A 22,043-nucleotide genomic window follows, 5' to 3' on the forward strand; every position below is an offset into this window, starting at 1 on the left:
CCTTTTTCGTGAAAGGATGTTGACCTTGGAATCGAAACAAACATATACAACGTTACTCCAAACGTATCTTTACCAATTGCAAAGTGATGATCAGGCGGTGGAGGAGAACATTCTACGTCTTAAGCCTAATACTAAAAAGGATGAAATCTATAATATCGCTACGTGGGTTTGGCTATTTCAAAAACAATTAGAGCTTACCCCTGACAGCCAGACCTTAGCAACCATTAACTATGAGCCTTATGTATCTTATCTAACAAGTGAATGGAATAAGAATCACCCCAGTATATGGGGAATGGGGAAAGATATCTATTTATCGAATATAGCTATGGTCTATGCAGCATTACAAGCAACTAAGAATGGAAGGGGAGAGGTTATCCTTCAAAAAACGATGACAGATATACGGGATTATGTTTTCAACAATTTATTGTCGGGAGGAACGGTACTCAATGGAGTAACTGAAAGGACAATTTCTGTTGATCAAACCCTGGCGGTTATGCCATATGGTCTATTCTCTCCAGAGGATTTAATAATGGTAGAGGCAACTCAAAAAATGGTACTCCACCTGGAGGAAAAAGGCGGACTATTGCCTTTTCGGGGAGCGAAGGAGATTTCGCCGTCTGCGACTTCAATGCTAGCACTCTATTATCTTGAAAAGTCAGAAAGAGAGAAAGCCTTCCGTTATGCTCACTATGTAAGGGACAGTGAGAAAGAAGATAAACTGGCAGATATTATGATGGGAATCTTTGATTTCTATGCATCTAAAGATAATACTCGTGATCAAATAATCCATGACCCATTAGGGAATGAAAATGTGTATATTTCTCAGCTTACCGAGCGTTTTCCTCATTATCCAACCCTTGAGGATAGCATTTACTTTGCTTGTCAAGTCGTCAGTCATGTGGATGTAGATAAGGTAGAGCTACGAATAAATAATGAACCAAGAAGTTGGAAGAGAATACTAGGATTAGCTCCAAAATATACACAGGACACCGTTATCTATCAAGGTGACCTATCTCCTCTTCCCAGCCATGAAAAGTACTATTATCAATTTACAGCTGACCTTAAAAATGGAACACAACTTTGTTCAGAAGAGTATGAACTCATGACATGGGAAAAGAAAAGCGTTCGAACCCTTGAGCTAGTAGAAAATAATGGGGAAGCACTTAGTCTCTCTATAGATTCAAAACATTCCTTGCATATTTCCTTTAATGAAGAGGGAATGAACTTTTGTCTCCAACAAAACAATACTTCTCATGTAGATGAGAGGATTAGCTTCGAACATTCTACCCTAGAAGCAGGAGAGTATAGATTGGAGGTTACGGGTGATTCTCCTCAATTGTCTCTTTATCACGGTGAAAAAGAATTGTTAACTACTCATCCTCTGTATCCACCTATTGAATGGAAAGCAGATTTAGATGATGTAGTGAGAGAGTGGTCGATTCATTGGTACACTCCTTCAGCTGAACGTTTCTATGGGTTTGGAGAACGATACAATTCGATTGAGCAAAGAGGAGAGGTTATTGATTGTTATGTTTATAATCAATACCGCGATCAAGGAACAAGGACATATATTCCAATACCTTTTTACATGACGAACAGTGGTTATGGTTGTCACATAAACACAGCAATGTATACAAGGTTTGATTTAGCATCTGAACTAAAAGACAAATGCACGATAACCTTTGAACAAAATGCTAAGACGATGGATACAGACCTTCAATTTTACTTCGGTGATTATAAGAAACAATTGAAAGCATATACCCATGCGACAGGAAAACCAGCTATGGTACCGGCATGGGCGTTAGGTCCATGGATGTCGAGTAACAACTGGGACAGACAATCCATAGTAAAACAAGAAGTAGAGGCAACTAAGCAGCACAATATCCCTGCAACAGTAATTGTTTTGGAGCAATGGAGCGATGAAGCAACATATTACATGTTCAATGATGCTATTTATGAATTGAAAGAGCCGGGTCATATCCATAAATATGACGAAATGGATTTTCCTTCTTGGGGCAGGTGGCCTAACCCTAAGCAAATGGTAGAAGAGCTACATGAGGATAAATTAAAGCTGATATTGTGGCAAATTCCTATCCAAAAGTATTTAAATAAACAAGAACATCCACTAAAAGACCAAGATGAAGCCTATCTGATAGATAATGGATATGTAGTCCAAAATGAAGATGGCTCTCCATACAGAATTCCTGAAAACTGGTTTACGAATAGTTTAATCATGGATTTCAGTCATGAAGAAGGTAGAAAATGGTGGTTTGATAAACGTCAGTATTTAATCGAACTAGGCGTAGATGGTTTCAAAACAGATGGAGGAGAATTTGTTTTTGGTAAAAATCTTCAGTTTGCCAGCGGAAAAACTGGGAGTGAAATGCGAAACCTCTATCCTAATGATTATATTGAAGCGTATTATAACTTTGCGCAACAAAACAATGGAATAACATTTAGTCGTGCTGGTTACACAGGGGCTCAAAACTTTCCAGCACACTGGGCAGGAGACGAACGTTCTACCTTTAGTGCTTTTAAGAGGTCGCTAGTAGCTGGTCTAAATGCAGGGCTGGCAGGAATCGTATTTTGGGGATGGGATTTAGCTGGATTTAACGGAGACATTCCTACGGCAGAATTATTCATGCGCTCATCTTCTATGGCTGCGTTTTGCCCAATTATGCAATACCACGCAGAAAGTAAGGCTGAATTCAATCAAGACCGTACTCCGTGGAATATAGCCGATAGAACTGGGGAAAATCGCGTTATCGAAGTGTATCGATATTTTGCAAATGTACGAATGAACTTAATCCCTTATATCTATCATGAATCAAAAAAAGCAATTCAAACTGGTTTTCCATTGATGAAAGCATTAATGCTCGAGTACCCAGAAGATGAGAGAGTAGATGGATTATATGATGAATATCTGTTTGGGGATGCTATGTTAGTAGCCCCGATAATAGAAGAAGAAACAATCTCAAGGGAAATATATCTTCCAAATAGCACATGGATCGATTTATGGTCTAATGAAGTGTACAAGGGACCTACCGTTGTGACATCCAGAGCTGATGTTGATGAAATACCTGTATTTGTTCGAATGAATTCTGCCATTTTAATGAATGTAGATGAAACAAAACAATTAGGGAGTTCTGTGGGGAATGATATATCCCAGTATAAAGTGCCATTATGTAAAGTGTACTGTGAAGCATCCTTTGAAGAAAAGATTGAAGATCATTTAGGTAACACAATTGAAATAAACGTAGTAGTTCATGCCAAAGAAGTAGTCATAGAGACTAACACAGAGTTAGAGGACCTTCAATTTGAAATCATCGGGATTAACAAGCCATTTCGTGTAGTAAGAAGGGGATAATCATGTTAGAAGATACTAGTTATGCAATATTACCTTCAAATACTGGAGGCCAAAAAGAAAATATCCGCTCAGTAGGAGCAGTACAATCGGTTAGGTGGGACGGCGGCGTATTGAGAGGAAAGCTATCAAAGGGAACCTTTTTTATTTATTTTACAGAAGAGAAAGTCATTCGTTTTGGAGTTGACCCGTTTGGGGAGATTTCTGAAGAAAACACAATTGCGGTTGAAAAAGATGAGCCTGTTTCTGAAGTAGTATGTAAGGAAAAGGATAAAGAGTTTCATTTAGTGCACAAAAACTATAAAGCTATCATTAATAAATCACCATTTTCCATTAGAGTAGAGACCAACAAAGAAGTATTATTTGAAACTGACTCCCCAGGGGTCACCTATACATCCGATAAGCACATTATTTTAACTGTCCATAAATCACACGATGCACCTGTTTATGGGCTAGGGGAGAAAAGTGGTTTTTTGAACAAAAATGGTTCGAAGATCAGCAATTGGAATACCGATGTATTTGCACCTCACAATAAAGATACAGTGGAGTTATACCAGTCGATTCCTTTTGTCATCCTACATGACCCAAGTTGTGTATCCACTGGTATCTATTTCGATAATTCTTACCGTACAGAATTTGATATGCAACGTTTTCGGGACAAAATGATCATTAAAGCTGAAGGAGGAGCAATAAACACCTACATTATGTTAGGGGATGAGATAAAGGAAACTCTCCAATATTATACGATGATTACAGGTAGAACGCCCCTTCCTCCCAAATGGTCTCTAGGATACCATCAATCTCGTTATAGTTATCAATCACAAGATGAAGTTCAGAAAGTGGCTGCTCTATTTAAGAAATATGAGATCCCTTTAGATTGTATTTTCTTAGATATTCATTATATGGACGGATACCGTATATTTACTTTTGATGAGAATCGCTTCCCTAACATCAATCAAATGATTTCTGATTTAAAGGATCAAGGGGTTGATGTGGTTCCGATTGTAGACCCTGGAGTCAAGAGTGACGTAGACTACTCTGTTTATAAGGAAGGTATGCAAAAAGGATACTTTAGCAAGTATTTAAGTGGAGAGGTTTATCATGGAGAAGTATGGCCAGGTCTTAGTGCCTTTCCTGACTTCTTTCAACAAAAAGTCCAGAAATGGTGGGGGCACTTACATGGCTTTTACACCCAACTGGGGATACGAGGTATATGGAATGATATGAATGAACCTTCTGTATTCAACGAAACGAAAACAATGGATTTAGATGTCATGCATAATCTGGACGGGAAGCAAATTAGCCATAAAGAAGGACATAATCTATATGGTATTTATATGAGTAAAGCAACATTTGAAGGGTTGCAATCTTTATTGCCTAAAACACGTCCTTTTTCACTCACAAGGGCCGGGTTTGCAGGCGTACAACGCTATTCCACTGTATGGACTGGAGATAACAGAAGTCATTGGGAACACCTTGAGATGTCTTTGCCGATGACGATGAATTTAGGATTATCAGGGGTTGCATTTTGTGGAGCTGACGTTGGGGGTTTTTCTTCGGACACTACTCCAGAGTTGTTAATTAGGTGGACACAGGTAGGGGCGTTCTCACCTTATTTCCGTAACCATAGTGTGCAAGACTCCATTTATCAGGAACCATGGGTTTTTGGAGAAGAAACCATGATGTCAGTTAAAAAATACATCCAATTACGTTACCGTTTTATGCCATACTTATATACCCTTTTTTACCAGACAGAACAAACAGGCATGCCAATCGTAAGACCTCTTGTTATGGAATATCCACGGGATAGCAAAACATTTAACTGTAGTGATCAAGTAATGATAGGAAGCAATCTTATGATAGCGCCGATTCTTCGTCCAGGTCAAACGCATCGTGCTGTCTATTTTCCAGAAGGTATTTGGTATGACTTTTGGACAGAAGAAAAAATTGAAGGTGGGGCATATCATTTGGTTTCTGCTGACCTAGACACGCTGCCAATCTATATTAAGGAAGGTACTGTACTTCCGCTTGGATCTCTCGTGCACAATACAAAAGAAGTTCAAGATATAGATTGCCTAGCCTACTATTCTAGTAACCAAGAAATGATTGGACAATTATATGAAGATGATGAAATATCCTATGAGTATCAAGAAGGCGCGTACTCTTTAGCTACTATAAGGATTTCTAATGATGGGCAAATGAACATTGATAAAGCAGGATCAATGGATTCAAGACTAAATGTAAAAGGTACTGTAAGAATTATAGGAAAAGAGGAAGTAGGGGATAATCTTGATAAATGAATGGTGGAAAAAAAGCGTTGTATATCAAATTTACCCAATTAGTTTTAACGATACTACTGGTAACGGTAAAGGAGATATTCCGGGAATTATAGAAAAGCTGGATTATTTGAAAAAGCTGGGGATTGACGTTGTGTGGTTATCTCCTGTTTACGATTCCCCTCAGGCTGACAATGGTTATGATATTCGTGATTACCGAAATATTTATAAAGACTATGGGACGATGGAGGATATAGAAAGATTACTAGACGAACTGCATAGCAGGAATATGAAGCTTGTCATGGATCTAGTTGTTAACCATACCTCTGATGAACATCATTGGTTTATAGAGTCAAGAAGTAGTAAGGACAGTCCATACCGTGACTATTATATTTGGAAAGACGGAAACGAAAATGGGGAACCTCCAACAAACTGGGGGTCAATATTTAGCGGATCAGCATGGGAGTTTGATGAAAAAACAGGGCAATACTATCTTCATTTATTCGCAAAGAAGCAGCCGGATTTAAATTGGGAGAACCCTAAACTTAGAGAAGATATATATGACATGATGACATACTGGCTGGATAAAGGAATTGATGGATTCCGAATGGATGTTATTAATTTTATATCTAAAGACCAGGAGTTTAAGGATGGAGAAGTAAAAGAAGGAGTACAATATGGAGATCCCGGCCCCTTTTTTGTAAATGGACCAAGAATTCATGAATTTCTGCAGGAGATGAATAAAGAAGTTATTTCAAAATACGATGTGATGACTGTTGGCGAGATGCCTGGAGCAAGCCCTGCAGATGCTCTTGAATACACTAACCCTGCAAATAACGAACTAGATATGATCTTTACTTTTGAACATATGGGATTAGATGAACATGAGGGAGATAAATGGAATCTGAAACCTCTTAATTTAGTTGATCTAAAAGAGAATTTTGAAAAATGGCAGACCTCTCTGCACGGTGTTGGCTGGAACAGTTTGTATTGGAACAATCATGATCAGCCAAGAATCGTATCAAGGTTTGGTAACGATGAGGAATCCCGGGTCAAATCTGCCAAAATGCTAGCCACTTGTCTTCACATGATGCAAGGGACCCCCTTCATTTATCAAGGGGAAGAGATAGGCATGATGAACATCCATTTTGATAACTTAGAAGATTATCGTGATATCGAGACGTTGAACATGTATAAGGAAAAGTCAGAACTGGGCTGGTCACATGAAAAAATCATGGAAGCCATATATGCGAAAGGACGAGATAATGCTCGAACGCCAATGCAATGGAATAATACTGCTTGCGCAGGTTTTACCACCGGAACTCCATGGCTTCAAGTAAACAGTAATTATGAAAGGATTAACGCGGAAACTTCTTTAGCAGATGAGAATTCTATTTTCTATTATTATCAACGTCTAATCCAACTCAGAAAAGACTTCGACATTATTACGACTGGGGAATTTGAATTACTTATGCGTAATGATTCCAACGTTTTTGCATACCAACGTAAGGGTGAGAGGGAATCCCTAACTGTTTTGTGTAATTTTTCTGCTCAGGAGGTTGAATTAGATCAGAAGGTTGTTGAATCAATAAAAGAAGCTAGCGTTTTGATAACGAATGAAGATAAAAACCATTCTAGAGGAACTTTATTGCCATATGAAGGAACGGTGTTCAGAATCTCTTGAACTAATGTTAGTTTCATACTTGCATATTTCGTAAGTAGGAAGCAGAAGATTGATTGCGGCACAGCATGACGGAGAGAGAATATGTTGATCCGTTCAAGAAATGGCTATAGGGTAAACTGTTGGCGGGCACTTAAGAAATCCCCTTTTTAGGGGTTCATGTTGGGAAGTGTCCTTTCTAGAGCGTAACAAAAACCTCCCGTTCTGGTACCGACCCATTGGAAATACCCCTTAATCTATAGGGTATAGCAAAATAGGGACAATAAAAATTGAATATGGAGAAGCTGTACATTCACATAATAATCCTTATGTAACCTAATTTTAGAAAAATATTGACACGAATAAAAACACGATTTAACCACAAGTTAAATCGTGTTTTTTTCCATAACTATTATATTCCATTAAGGCAAACTTGATACTATGAATAAAAGAAGTTAGATATTTAAACTGCCTTTACTTTAAAGATATTTTTCGTTTTCTTAGCGTTTATTGGAGGATTTTAACAGTTAACGTCGAATAATACAAGAAATAGCTTTATAATTTTGTGCTTTAAGTGAATGCATAATAAGTGTTAAGTGGAGAGGATATAATGAAAACATTACATATATGGAATAGTATAATCCGTAGATTAGAAGGCAGGAGGGTTGAATTGCCAACTGTTCCAAAAACAAAAAAAGCACCTGTATGGTTCTCAGCTTCTACAGACGGAACCATAATCTTTATAAACAAAGCATTTGATCACACTCGATCCAGTAAGCTTAGTACAGAAAGAAAGTTAGATTATAATACTTTCCAAAAAGTGTACCCTTTTTACCTGAGACGCGAAAATGGTGAGGCAATAAGTTCGGAAGTAAGCGACGTTAGTGTAAATCAAGTATATTACTTTTCCGTGATAAAACATTTAGGCGTGTAAGGAGCTAGACCAACCCTAAGTTAGAGTAGTTCTTATAACATCGATTATCTGAACCATAATTCAAAACTATGGGTTTCTTCAGTAACCTGACTAGATTAACTCTTTGTATTATGTAGAAGATGGATACTGTGCAACAGATGTCTCCATTTTTAGGGACTTTGTGAAATATGGATTAAAAGTAAAGGTTAGGTTTGTCTAAGAAGGAAAATTGTCTTAAAATCTAGAACTTGTTAATTACAAAGGAATTTTAAAGACTGGATAATTAGCTCTAGTGTAGTTAGACTAGTAGGTCTTATTTCCATTTTTGTTTCTATTACTACACGACTTGTATAAAGTGAAGCACACGAGAACATATACATATTAATTTCTATTTTTAGTGTTTTGTTCGTTTTATTAATATAACCAAAAGATTAGTAGCAGTTATACTCAGGATTACTTAAGGGGGGAGTGAAACGAAATTTACTTATCTGTTTCTTTTAGCACTTGGGGATCAGTAACCGGACCATAGGAAAACGAAGCAAGCAAAAGAAAAAATAAGATGTTAGAAGAAAGTAGTGTTTAGCTTTCGGTAACATTATCATTTAATAAAGGGGTATTTATGTACATACAAAGTTTAACTGTAGAGAATTTCCGTTCTTTTAGAAGTAGTATGACTGTTGAATTTAATGATGGTTTGAACGTGATGATAGGCCATAATAATGCAGGGAAGACCACTATAATTCGGGCTTTGGAAATTTTATTTAACTCAAAGAAGAACAAACAATTGAGTGTTGATGATTTTAACAAAAGAATAAGCATAGATGAACTTTATACTAAGCCTCCTACAATCACGCTGCAAGCAGTGTTAAGAGAATCTCAAAATGAAGATAGCTATTCAGATGACCTTGTGACTGTTTCCTCTTGGTTAACAAGATTGGAGAGTCCGTATGAAGCCACAATCACTTATGAGTACTACCTACCAGATAAAGAATGGGATAATTATTATCAAGCTATAAAAGAAATAAACTCCAGTAATCCTAATGATTTTTGGAATGAGATAGAACATAATTTCTTAAGAAAATATAAGAGTAGATTATTAGTGGGTCACCCAGGTAATAAAACAGCGGTTGAACCTGAAGACATAGATAAATTTGATTTTCAGTTCTTAACTGCAATTAGAGATGTTGAAAGAGATTTGTACACAGGTAGAAACGCACTTTTAAAAGAAGTGATCGACTTTTTCATAGATTATGACATTAAAGGTGATACTTCTATTGAAGATAAAGAAAAACTCTCAAAAATTAGAGAAAATAAAATTCAGTTTTCAGATAATGCAAATGAGTTAATAAAGTCTCTCCATGATAGGATGGAGGAAGGCAAAGGACATATGCTACGCTATGTACAAAATACAGGAGCAGGATTTGGTGAGATGACACCTGCATTTGATGGTTCAATAAATGATACAGAATTATATTCTGCCTTGAGGCTAATTGTACAAGATGAGACAGGAATAACTCTCCCAGCAGTCAATAATGGATTGGGTTACAATAATCTGATATATATTTCTTTATTATTAGCGAAAATGCAAAAAGATACTTCTGATGAATATTTAGGTTCAAATTCAAAGGTTTACTCGATACTAGCTATTGAAGAACCAGAAGCTCATTTACACCCTAATATGCAATATAAATTTTTAAAATTCCTTAAGGAGAATAGGGAAAGTGAAGTAAGGCAAATATTTATAACTTCTCATTCTCCTAACATTACTGCAGCAGTTGATTTGGATGACGTAATAGTTTTATATAAGGATATTAATAAAGAGATGAATGTTGCTTACCCAGGAAGGGTATTTGATGAAAGTGATACAGAAGACTTAAAATCTAAAAAATATGTTCAACGCTTCTTAGATGTAACTAAAGCAGACATTTTCTTTGCTCAAAATGTCATGTTAGTAGAAGGCTTAGCCGAACAATTGCTTGTGCCCGAATTTGCTAAAGCTTTAAACCCTGATAGTGATTTAGTTGAAAATCATACATCAGTAATAAATATCGGAGGACGATATTTTGATCATTTCTTAAAACTATTTGACACGCATAAAAGCGACTACGCTATAAATAAGAAAGTTGTGTGTGTAACTGATTTGGACCCTGTAAGGAAGAGAAAAGACGGCGATGATTGGGAAGCTTGCTTACCATTATTTCTTAACCTTAATGAAAGTGATTATGATTATAAGAATACGTCGAATGATTTAGTGGGTAAACAAATATCTGAAAATATATACATCTCCACACAAAACAGAAATGAGAGTTGCACGTTAGAATATGATATTGCATTACATAACCTTACAAACGAGACAATAGTAGTATCTTCTATGTCTAACAAAAAGGAAATTATTAGTTTAGTGGAAGATTACAATGATGGAAAAAATTTCAGTGATTTAGTTTCTATAATAAGGAAGAGCAAATATAAAGAAGAAGCAGAAAATGTAAAAATTAACAAAAAAAATGAAGATTGGTTCAAGAAACATCTAATAGCAGGAAGATATCTAAAATCAATTAATAAAGGTGAAGCAGCTCAAGAGTTAGCGCTAGCTATATCTGAGGATTTAGAGAAACAAAACTCTAATATAAAGTGTCCAGAATATCTTAAGAAGGCGATAACATGGCTAAACAAGTAAGACTGAATTCCAGTGGGGATTTTATAAATATTGAACAACATTTTAAGTTAGTGGCAGGGCCAGGAGCAGGAAAAACGCGTTTTTTGATTAACCATCTTTCTAACGTTCGTTCAAACTCAAAAAGACTAGGCAAGAATAAAAAAATAGGTTGCATCACATATACCAACAGCGGGGTTAATACAATAATTGAAAGGCTCAATGATAGTAGCAATAATATAGAAGTTAGTACTATTCACAGTTTTTTATATAAACATGTCGTAAAGCCTTATTTGTGGGTTCTTAAAGATTTGAATTTTCCTTTTGATAAGCTGGATGGTCATGAGGAACCTAAACATGGTTTTACTTTTCTTACCGAGTTTAAATCAAAAACTAAGCAAGGATACCTTACAGACGAAAAAGAATTGGGCAAAGCTCTCAATAAAGTAAGATGGATGTTTAACGAGAATAAAGAACTTCAGCCAGGTTTTTATAAAGTGCACCACAAAAAAGTAGGAAAGTATTTCTTAAAGGAAGAGTCATGTCTGAAGTATAAAGAACTTTGCTGGGAAAAGGGCATTATGAGTCATGACGACGTTTTGTATTTTGGATATCAATTGTTGAAAGAAAACAAATCAATTAGAGAAGTCATTAGGGCTAAGTTTCCTTATATTTTTATAGATGAGTTTCAAGATACTAATCCTATACAGTCTGAGATACTAAAGATGCTAGGAGAAAAGGAAACCATAATAGGGGTTATCGGTGATCCAGCTCAATCTATATATTCTTTCCAAGGGGCTAGTATCGAATCTTTTAGTGAATTTACTTTGGAAGAAATGGTTACATACACTATTACTGATAATCGAAGAAGTGCAAATGAAATAATAGCCTTAGCGAATCATGTAAGGTCAGATACAGAGTTTGAACAATATAATCCAGACAATAAATCTAACGGTAAACTTAAAATATTAGTAGGAAATTCCTTAAAGGCGTATTCTCGATATATGGAATCTTACAATCAAGATACCTCTGATTGGTGTGTTATCAGTTATAGAAATAAAGATGCGAAAAATGTAACTATGGATAGTAGTAAAGAGAAACAAGCAGCAGATTTGGATCTCTTTTATGAAGATAATGAAAGAGGTAGGATGATTTATTTTATTTTGAGTGCACTAGAATACGGAGTGCAAATGCAAGTTAAAGAAGCACTGAAATTGTTAAAAAAAGCTTACAGGAAAGTAGAAGCCTATGATGAAAGGGAAGCAATTTCAGATTTAAAATGGTTGCTTGATAACTACTCTGATATATATGAAGCTTCTTTAAAGGAGTTTTATAATCAATATATTTACGGTAGGCATGGTGTGAAACAAAAAGTTCAAAGAGGTAAATATAAGGAGATATACGAACGTACTACGTTTAAAGAATTCTCATATATGATTAACATTATAGATGATGTAAGTCTTTATAAAACAATTCATAAAGTTAAGGGAGAAGAATATAACGATGTTTTTCTTGTATTGACTAATGAAAAGGAGTTAGATTTTATAACTAGTCCTGATATAAAAAAGGAAGATAATAGAGTTTATTATGTTGCTATCACACGTACAATGATGAATCTATTCATAAATGTACCTTCACTCGATAAAGAAAAGGAAAAACAATTAGAGGCGCTTGGTTTTAGCGTTGAAAGAGTAGTATAGATATTTTTATTAACGTTACAAACAGCTGTAATGCTTCTTTTATAGGTGATGGATAAGAAGAGTTAAATATGAAATCCTATTGTAAAAGGGGATTATTATCGGTACGTATGGATAATAAATAGTCCATATCCTTATAGCAATTTTGGAAGTAGACCTTATCAACTTTGGATGAGCATTGGTTTAGTAGTGGTGGATAAGATCATAAGCCAATTTCCCGGGAAAATAAGGAGGAATATGATTTTTAATGGTAAACTGCTTACATAAAGTGGTTAAATCTATGGAAACTACTGGTAAAAAATTTTACAGAGGTTGTACATTATTGTGGCTGTAATAACCAGGTGAGGCTTTTGTATTTGGCAATTATTTTGAAGGAAATGGCAATCAGCATCAGCATTATAAGTTTAGACATATAGATATTATACGTAATACCGATACGGTTGAGCAATCGTTCTGATAAGATTTTAGAATACTCGCCAATTTTCATTAATATCGTTGTGTGTGTGTAGAGAAGGTCGGGTAAACTTAGGTTTGAAAGATCTGTCTTCTCCATGTACAAATAAAATTGTCTTAGCAAGTTTCTTGGATCCAGGGGCCTGCTATCTTAGGTTGCTACCACCATAATTTTCAATTGTTGCTCTTTTTAAATTCCTATCGCCTTCTTAGGATTGTTATAATTGTTTGAAAGAGATATTTGCCTTTTCGACTTAGACGTTTTGTTTTTCTTAAAGGTTAAACTTTTTTAGGAATAGAGCATAAACTTCTTTGGATATTGATTTTTCATTTGTCTAGATCGATGTCTAACCACTCAGAAGAATAAAGCAGAGTATGGCTGCGAGAATAGCCACTTTAGTCCAAGAATTTTCCCACGTCTCATCTCAGTGTAATTCGAGAATATAAGGAACCGTAGTATTGTTACCATCAATTGTACGAATGGTACTTACTGGATTTTTATGTATAGAATGGTAATCTTTCAATAAACAAATTTTATCAAAATTTGTTAAGTATTATTGAATATTATCAGCACTAAATTCCTTTTTATCTATATGTGGTAATATATAATGTTTTAATTATTGGGTTTGATAGCTCCAATTGAAGATAATTTATGACCTTTTTACTTTCCACTATTTTTATAGTTTTGTATAAATATATTGTTTACCTGTTTAAACATCTAAAAGTAGTAGACAGAATAGCTCATAGTTATTTCTTTTAGGATAGAGCACATCGTTTAGATAAGCGTTTGTATTAGTACTCATTCAAAGCTCTAGTATCTGAATATATAATAATAATCTATTTTTAGAGAGGGGTGTTTAAGTGAAGCCAGGTGCTATGAAATTATTTAACTACTTAACCGAAAACAAACAGTTAAAACTACAAGACGCTAATAAGATTAATCCTTATTGGTCAGAAAAAGCTATTAAACGATTTGTTAACGACTATCCGGAAAATTTTATGATAAAAGGAGGGCAAGTCCTTCTTTGGCAGAAAGAAGAGCCGAGAAAGAAGGATATGCAGCCTTTTGTTGATAAGAGGAAAGAAGTAATTAAAGAAATGGAAAAGTACCTTATTGGTCCATTCGATCCTGATGAAGAACTAGGGAAGAAAAATAATCCTATGAATCTTTATTTGACAGGAAAACTTGTTCCAATAGGTTCAACAAAAGATGTTATTAATGAAATTGAAGAAGATATTCAAACAAAGCAGTTAGCAAAAGAAGAAAAACTAGACGAAGTAATTTCTAATCGGCATGTATTTCGACCTTCTTCTATGGGCTTTAGTTTTAAAATGAAGAGATTGACAGAAATAACAGTTGATATTTCATGGGGAATGTATGTTGAAGATAGCCATAAAAGAATGGAAAAGGTAGATAGTTTTACTTTTGTCCCTGGGAATAAAGAAATATCGTCTGAACACGAACCTGCCAAGATTCTTTGCCAAATGAAAGAACAGGATAATATTTTTCATGTAAGCCTGTTCTTAATCAATGCATTTGTTAGAGAAGAAACCTTTCCAAAACAAGATGAGGTAATGTTTCAAACAAAAATGAAAGTAACTGTAGATAAGGAGTTAATAAAATCTTTTACATCAAAAGCTGATCAACATAATTATGAAGACGAATTACTTTATGGTGATGTTCCTGAATATGCGGTTGGTCATGGTGTAGGTGTGGACTGGAAAGAAATTGGTAACAACTTTTCTATAGAGAGCACTTGGATGCCTTTTCATGAAATGCCATTAGTCGAACATAGAAAGATTAAAGACGTTACTTACTCTATGAAAGAGTTAGCAACGATAGATGCTAGCACATTGAAGCAAAAACTTTCTGTTATTCCTACTAGTTATAGGGAATGGTTGGCTAAACAAAAGAAGTATATTGACACTCTTGAACCGCACCTAAAAAAAGTAGCTGAGCAAAAAATTAATGATATTGAAATAATTATATCAAGAGTTGAAGAGGGAATAAGGATAATAACTAAATCTGAGGATTCAAATGAATTAGAAGCCTTTAGATTTGCGAACAGGGCAATGATGATTCAACAAGCAAGAACTCGTGTAGCTTTGAAATACAGAAGTAATAACGAGAGAATAGAACCTGTTTATGAAGGAGAATGGCGTTTATTTCAAATAACTTTCATTTTGATGAATATTGCTGGGATTAGTGATAAAAATCATAACGATCGAGATATCGTTGACTTAATATGGTTCCCTACTGGTGGTGGAAAAACTGAAGCTTATCTAGGTGTTGCAGCTTTCTTAATTTCGTATCGTCGGTTAATTGGAGATGTGAAAGATGTTGGCTCTTATGCAGGAGTAACTGTGTTCATGCGTTACACATTGAGGCTGCTGACAACTCAGCAGTTTCAAAGAGCAACTGCCTTAGTTTGTGCAGCAGAATCAATTAGAAATGGTGACCCTCATAAATATGGAAAAGAACCGTTTCGTATTGGTTTGTGGATTGGTGCTTCTTCATCACCAAATAAGTTTCAAGATGCTAAGGAAAAGCTTAGTGAAATTCTTGACGGAAATGATGTACAAGAAGGTAACCCAATGCAAGTAACACATTGCCCTTGGTGTGGAACAGATTTACGTCCAGAGGATTATGAAATTACTTCATCAAATCAATATATTAGATGCCACTATTCTGAATGCGAGTTTTCTCGTGGTGATGGGATTCCAGCGCTAACTATAGATGAGGCAATCTATCAGCATGTTCCAACGATTCTAATTGGTACTGTTGATAAAGTTGCTCAAATTGCCTGGAAAGATGATATGTATGAATTATTTGGTTTGAAGAATCAATACAATATTAAAAAAGGTTTTATTTTTGATGAAAATAATAAGCGAGGGTATCAGAAAATTAATAGACTTGAGCCACCTGAGCTTATTATACAAGACGAAATGCATTTAATATCTGGTCCTCTTGGATCAATGACAGGTCTCTACGAAATAGCTGTTGATTATTTATGTCAATACAAAGGAAAAGGCCCAAAAATTATTGCTTCAACAGCAACTATTCGAGGAGCGGAAGAGCAAGTGAGAAAACTTTATGGAAGAAAAGTAAGTCAGTTCCCACTTCCTGTTAAAGATCCTTCTGATAATTTTGTTTCATATCAAGTACCCGTAAAGGAGAAACCAGGTCGGTTATACATTGGAATTTGTGCTCCTGGTGTAAGTGGAAAAATCCATACAATTCATATTTACTCTGCACTATTATCCATAGCAGAAAAAATAAAAGATGACTATATTGATCCTTATTGGACTATCCTTGGTTATTTCAATACAGTAAAAGAATTATCTGGTACAACTACTTTGTTTAAAGACGAAATACCCGTTCGCCTAAAGCTATTGAATAAAGGTGAAAAGTTAAAAAGAGAGTTAACCTTTGAAGAAATGACAAGCCGTAGGAAGGCACGTGAAATTCCTCAATTACTTTCTAAAATGGAACAAACAGTAGATGATAAAGGTTCATTAAGTGCAGTTTTAGCAACAAATATGATATCTGTTGGGGTCGATATTAATAGATTAGGATTAATGGTGATGCATAATCAACCCAAAACTTCATCAGAATACATACAAGCTACAAGTCGTGTAGGACGCTCTTATCCTGGGATAGTATTAACTGCTTATAATTCCTTGAGGCCTCGTGATTTATCGCATTATGAAAGATTTAAAGCTTATCATAGTGCAATTTATCGTTATGTAGAACCAACGAGTGTTACATCCTTTTCTAGAGGATCTATCAATCGTGGGTTAGTTGGGGTTGTTGTAGGCGCAATACGTCAGAGTTTTCCTGAAATAAGTAAAACTAATAGTGCTGGAGAGTTTAATTATAACGATGAAGTTCAAAAAGTAAAAGAGTTTCTTATAAAGCGCGCAAAAAGAACAGGTGATATTGATTTAGCCTTTTTGGAAAGTGAGTTTGAAAGAATTCTATTGTGGTGGGATAATTTATCTAGTAATAATGAACAAGTTTCATATCGTGATTACAAGTTTAGAAGAAGAGATTTACCATATTTGTTAAGAGAATTTAGTGAAACAAATGTTGAAAATGGTTCTAAACCTGCGATGCAGTCTTTAAGAAGCGTAGAAGGGTCCATAAAAGTAAAGGAGCTGTGGGAAGATGAGTAAAACTTTAGGTGAATTGCGTCCAAGTCAACTTATCTTTCATCATGGCCCAGGGGCCATCGTTGATATGTTAGATCAGAGCGTAATGATTATGGGGGCAGATACTTGGAAACTTTGGGATGTTCCTACTCATTATGATGATAGAGTTAGTAGACTATTTGGAGTAGACTATATAAAACTACTAAATGGTAATCCACAAAATTTAGAAATCAAAGCAAGGCCATTTCCTAAATGGAAAGTTTGTCCTAAATGTGGAATGATGACCAAATCAAGAGAAACAGAATGTTATTTTTGTAAGAGAGATCACGATGAATCGATTAATTTGTTTCCAAGTCGTTTTGTATTAGCTTGTGAGAATGGACATATATCTGATTTTCCATGGGAAGACTGGGTACACGATGGTAAATGTTGTAAGAATCCAATATTGAAGATGAAGTCGGATGGGGTTGTTGGGTCCTTAGCTGATATGACCGTTCGATGTGTTAAATGTAAATCAAAGCCTAAGTCACTTGCCAAAATCATGAAAGAAGAAAGAAATTGTACTGGCGAAAGGACATGGCTGGGGGATTCACAAAAAGGTTGCAATGTTAGGATGCAGACGGTATTAAGAGGTGCTTCAAAGCTATATTCACCAGTTATTAAAAGTATTCTTCCTATCCCCCTTACAAATGGTAAAGAAGATTCGTTATATCAAAGAGTGCAAGCACATAAGGCAACTTTAAAAACTCTTAGAGAAAATAATGAATTGTTATTTAAAGAAACTGCTAAAGCACTTTTAGATATAGATGATAATGAGATTGAAAACGTAGCTAAAATTCTAGATGGTGTTTATGAAGAGCCAGTGACAATTGAAACAATAAGAAAACAAGAATGGAACACGTTTAAGGCTGGTGCAAAAGATGACATTAACGACTCAGGTTATAAGGCTTTGAAAATGGACATTCATGATAAAATGAGCTCTTACTTCCAATCCATTTTAAGAGTCGATTCATTACCTGAAATTCAAGTATTACAAGGGTTTACAAGATTAAGTTATTTGGATTTATTTGAAGAAACAGAAGTAAAAACCAGTTCTATTATGAAAGATGAAAATGCAAATTGGCTCCCAGGTGTAAAGAATTTAGGAGAAGGAATCTTTTTCGAGTTTAATATAGATCAACTTAGACAATGGGAAGAACGAATTGAAGTAAAGAATGAATTAGGAAAAGTTTTCCACAGATTTAATGAAAGAAGAGAACAAATGGATTTAAACAATGTGGAGTTACTCGAAAGGCATGTTCTTATCCATTCATTTGCTCATGCGTTGATACACGAATTTGCACGCTTCTCAGGTTATTCAACAACCTCATTGCGAGAGAGAATTTATAGTGGAAAAGATATGCATGGAGTATTAATTTATACTTCATCATCTGATTCAGAAGGAAGTTTAGGAGGACTAATCGAGTTAGCTAAGCCAGAAAAACTATATCCAATTTTTATAAGAGCGTTGGAGAAGATGGAATACTGTTCTTCAGATCCGTATTGCTCTTCTGGAAATCACGCATTACAATCTTCGATAAATGGTGCTGCTTGTCATTCTTGTGCTTTTGTTTCAGAAACTTCTTGTGAATGGGGAAATCAATTACTAGATAGAAGAGTACTATTATTGTTAAATCAACAGGAAAATTTAGCCTTCTTTGAGGTATAATCCAAAAGGGGGAATTTGTATTCTATACAAATTCCCCCTTTAATAGCTCTATAACTTTTTAATAGTTCGATTCCTTTTTTCTCAATTTGTCGTATCCTTTCTCGAGTTACTCCGAGAATGGTACCTACTTCTTCAAGCGTCATTTCTTCACCAGTTACAAATCCATTTCTGTAAAGGATAACTTCATAATCTCTGCTATTCCTAACATTATCCTTTAAGTATTCCAACGATTGTTTTGCTATAATATTATTTAATACTATATTTTCGAATCCAATATCATCAATAAGTAAGTCACACTTTTCTGGTTCCTCAACTGAGAAATAGTTTGTACTGACTTTCTCTTCTGTGTCATACTCACCCAGAAAAATAGGGTTATCAAAAAAGAAATATGAACGTCCCTTCAATTCACTATTGATCGCTTTATTGGAGTGATATAGATATAATTCATCAAAACTAAGATAGTTTGTTTTATATAAAGTGTAGTCATCAAGTAGGCTTTCTTCGACATCAACATTACCAGTAAGTAATAGATCAATTGTAATCTCTTTATCAACTTTTGCAAGTTCTTCCGCCCTATGAACTGGAATACGAATTAACCCTTTATTATCAATAACATATCTATGAATATGAGCAGAAAGTCGCCGCTTGAAATAGTGATAAAAACTATTGCCGACTTCTGGATTATATTTTTCGTAAGCTTTTAAAAGGGCGAAATATGCTTCCTGGTATAAATCTTCTAATGGGATAGAATTACTTTTATTGTTTTTGGCATACTGATAGATGATAAATGAATAATATTCCCAAGCCATTTCAATAAACTCTTCTTTTGGTAATAGAGTATATTGTCGATTTGTCAATCTACGCTTCGTCTTTCGTGTTGCATATGCATTCCTTTTAAAAATTGAAGCTAAAGAAGGTATGGGATTTCCCTTCACCTTTACGGTGTCCTTATTTTTTTGATGATTTTTAGGTTTTTCAGGTAAATCAATATATGCTCTTTTCCATTGTCTAGGGTTGAAACGCCAATAGCCAACCTTTCCAGGGATAGTTTCAAAAAATGGATAGCTAGATAGAGTGCTTCGAATAGTATTCTCTGTATATGATGTTTCTCCTTTAATGTCTAGTACAATTTGTCGTATATGTAAACCAGATGGATGACTCATTAATAATTCTGCTAAATTTTGTAATAGTGATTTGGTTCCATAATGCTTAACTTCTGATAATCTAGCAATATCTTCATACTTCATTTGCTCGGTATGAGCTGCTTCATTGAAAGAACCCAACTTCATAAATACTTTGTTATTTATTAGGTTGAATTCGAGTTTTTGCCCAGGTTCAAGGTCGTAATCTATCATAAAGTTGCTAAGGTGTTCTCCATATAAGATATTCTGTTTCTCATCATAATGAAAAATGTAGGGAATCTTTTCATTTTCATTTGTCGCAAAAATAACTTTCATATGATCATCAATAATCCAATCTTTAAAATAATGACCGGTAAGAGATTCTTGTATTCTGTCAAAATAGCGTAGTGTATATGATAGATTTTCACGTACTTTTACCTCTCTAGTTTCTGCTGGCTCAACTAAGAGGGTTTCACTATTTGATTCACCTGTTCCATTTGTGAGTGGTGCTACTATTTCGTTTATCGCTTGAAAGTCAGTTTTATTTCCACCAACCTGAATCGTTTGTGGTGCATTTTCACTATTAGCTTCAGAAATTAAGAGGGAATCGCTATTTATGAGAAAGACATTTTTCATTACGGAAAGTGATTTTTTAATAGCCTCAAAATAAGTTGTAAATAATGGGAAGTGAGGCTGAATTGCAAAAACATCTTGAATAATTGTACGGATTTTAGTTGTACCGTTGTCTAATAAATAATTTTTTATCATTGGTATTTGAATTGCTACATTCTCCATAATATATTCTGTGACATGTACAGAATAATCTTCAGTAATTTCATGAGTTACTAATGAAACAATGTTGCCTCTCCCTACCTTAAAGCGAGCATCAATCTTTGGGAAAAAATAAGCCTCACGATCATCAATTTCATATTTTATGATTACGTCTCGAAATATTTCGGCAATCGAAGTTTGTTTAATACCATTTTTAACCATGAATCTTAAAACCAAATCATTTAATAAATTCCATTCGGTTAGGATTAGGTACTGTTTACCTCCATCAGAGGAAACAATATCAAACCTAGGATCTCGATAAATTTCATTTAATTTTACTGGTACAGTTTTTGTGGAAAAAATCCATGGGTTTGGATTCATTCGTAGTTGACTATATAATTCATCTAATTTTTCAGAAAGTGCTTGTTTACGTGAAAAGTGGTCCTGTTCCTCTGTCTTTCTATAATAGAATTCTGCTTCTAAAGGATATTTGACTATATTATATGCATCTTCAAAAGAAGTTCCACGCCCATTCTCCCAATGTGTACGGACATAATCTATAATTAAGTCTTTATGTAGGGGAGAACCAAAGGTCCCAAAAGCTCGATTTATAATTGAGATATTGCTATAGACTGGACCGTTCTTCATATAATCACCTCAAAATTGGTAACGCTTACTAATAGTTTACGATCTTTTCCACTTTTTGTATAGAGTGATGCTACGATGTCTTTTTATTAGGCAAACCTAGCTAATCCCAGAATTGATTTAAAATAATAGATATATATTACATAATATTTCCAAAGTATCATTTTACATGATAAAACTTTGCTCCTATCCTATGTTAAAATTTACATATAAAGTAAATCTTGAGGTGAAAATATATGCCCGCAAAAGCAGATGTTGATTTTCAGAAAGACTTGTTCGATGCCACTAATATGCGTGGTAGTGTTGCGCCAACTGATTATAAACATTATGACATGTTGATTTCTAATCCCGTGAAGCCTTTACTACATAGTAATATGTGATTTTGGTACAGGAAGATGGAATAGAAAAGAAGAATTTAATGAAGAGCAAAGGAAGTATCTTTAAAAAATAGGATTATTTTATGTAAGTCTTAAAAACTGGGAGGTTCATTTTTTATGAAATAATCATGTCATGGCACACTATTAATCGTCAGTTTGATGTTTTTTCTTTTGTTTATAATCGATTTTGGTTAACGACCTTTATCTAACTGTTTTCGTACAATTTTCATGATAAAATAATAATAAAGTGTAA

General features: G+C 34.7%; 9 protein-coding genes. 8 read left to right on the forward strand and 1 reads right to left on the reverse strand.

Features of this window, described 5'->3' with window-relative positions; translation table 11 throughout:
- Positions 1-25 precede the first annotated feature (25 nt).
- The 8 genes from ACFO3D_RS03605 (at position 26) to drmB (ending at position 18,876) form a co-directional block, all read left to right on the forward strand.
- On the forward strand, positions 26-3,367 hold the full coding sequence (locus ACFO3D_RS03605; protein ID WP_390293240.1) for a glycoside hydrolase family 31 protein: 3,342 nt from the start codon (positions 26-28) through the stop codon (positions 3,365-3,367).
- A 2-nt stretch (positions 3,368-3,369) separates the two neighbouring features.
- Positions 3,370-5,664 (forward strand): glycoside hydrolase family 31 protein, encoded by a 2,295-nt coding sequence (locus ACFO3D_RS03610; protein WP_390293241.1) that lies wholly within the window; start codon positions 3,370-3,372, stop codon positions 5,662-5,664.
- A complete protein-coding gene (locus tag ACFO3D_RS03615; protein ID WP_390293242.1) occupies positions 5,654-7,324 on the forward strand; it encodes a glycoside hydrolase family 13 protein in 1,671 nt (556 codons plus the stop codon). Before ACFO3D_RS03610 ends, ACFO3D_RS03615 begins: the two co-directional genes overlap by 11 nt.
- A 586-nt stretch (positions 7,325-7,910) precedes the next feature.
- Positions 7,911-8,234 (forward strand): hypothetical protein, encoded by a 324-nt coding sequence (locus ACFO3D_RS03620; protein ID WP_390293243.1) that lies wholly within the window; start codon positions 7,911-7,913, stop codon positions 8,232-8,234.
- Between the two features lie 598 nt (positions 8,235-8,832).
- Entirely contained in the window at positions 8,833-10,890 is a 2,058-nt protein-coding gene (locus ACFO3D_RS03625; protein ID WP_390293244.1) for an ATP-dependent nuclease, read from the forward strand.
- A complete protein-coding gene (locus tag ACFO3D_RS03630; RefSeq protein ID WP_390293245.1) occupies positions 10,875-12,566 on the forward strand; it encodes a UvrD-helicase domain-containing protein in 1,692 nt (563 codons plus the stop codon). Before ACFO3D_RS03625 ends, ACFO3D_RS03630 begins: the two co-directional genes overlap by 16 nt.
- A 1,326-nt stretch (positions 12,567-13,892) precedes the next feature.
- Positions 13,893-17,192 carry a DISARM system helicase DrmA gene (gene drmA, locus ACFO3D_RS03635; RefSeq protein WP_390293246.1) on the forward strand — a complete coding sequence of 1,100 codons (3,300 nt, stop codon included), beginning with the start codon at positions 13,893-13,895 and terminating at the stop codon, positions 17,190-17,192.
- Positions 17,185-18,876, forward strand: a complete 1,692-nt coding sequence (gene drmB / locus ACFO3D_RS03640; RefSeq protein WP_390293247.1) for a DrmB family protein — start codon at positions 17,185-17,187, stop codon at positions 18,874-18,876. The genes drmA and drmB overlap by 8 nt, the downstream gene beginning before the upstream one ends.
- On the opposite strand, the gene ACFO3D_RS03645 is transcribed toward drmB, so the two are convergent.
- Complete coding sequence (locus ACFO3D_RS03645) at positions 18,843-21,416, reverse strand: sigma-70 family RNA polymerase sigma factor (protein ID WP_390293248.1); 2,574 nt, start codon at positions 21,414-21,416, stop codon at positions 18,843-18,845. The two genes, drmB and ACFO3D_RS03645, sit on opposite strands and share 34 nt — an antisense overlap.
- Positions 21,417-22,043 lie beyond the last annotated feature (627 nt).

The organism is Virgibacillus kekensis (assembly GCF_042654125.1).
Taxonomy (GTDB): domain Bacteria; phylum Bacillota; class Bacilli; order Bacillales; family Amphibacillaceae; genus Lentibacillus; species Lentibacillus kekensis.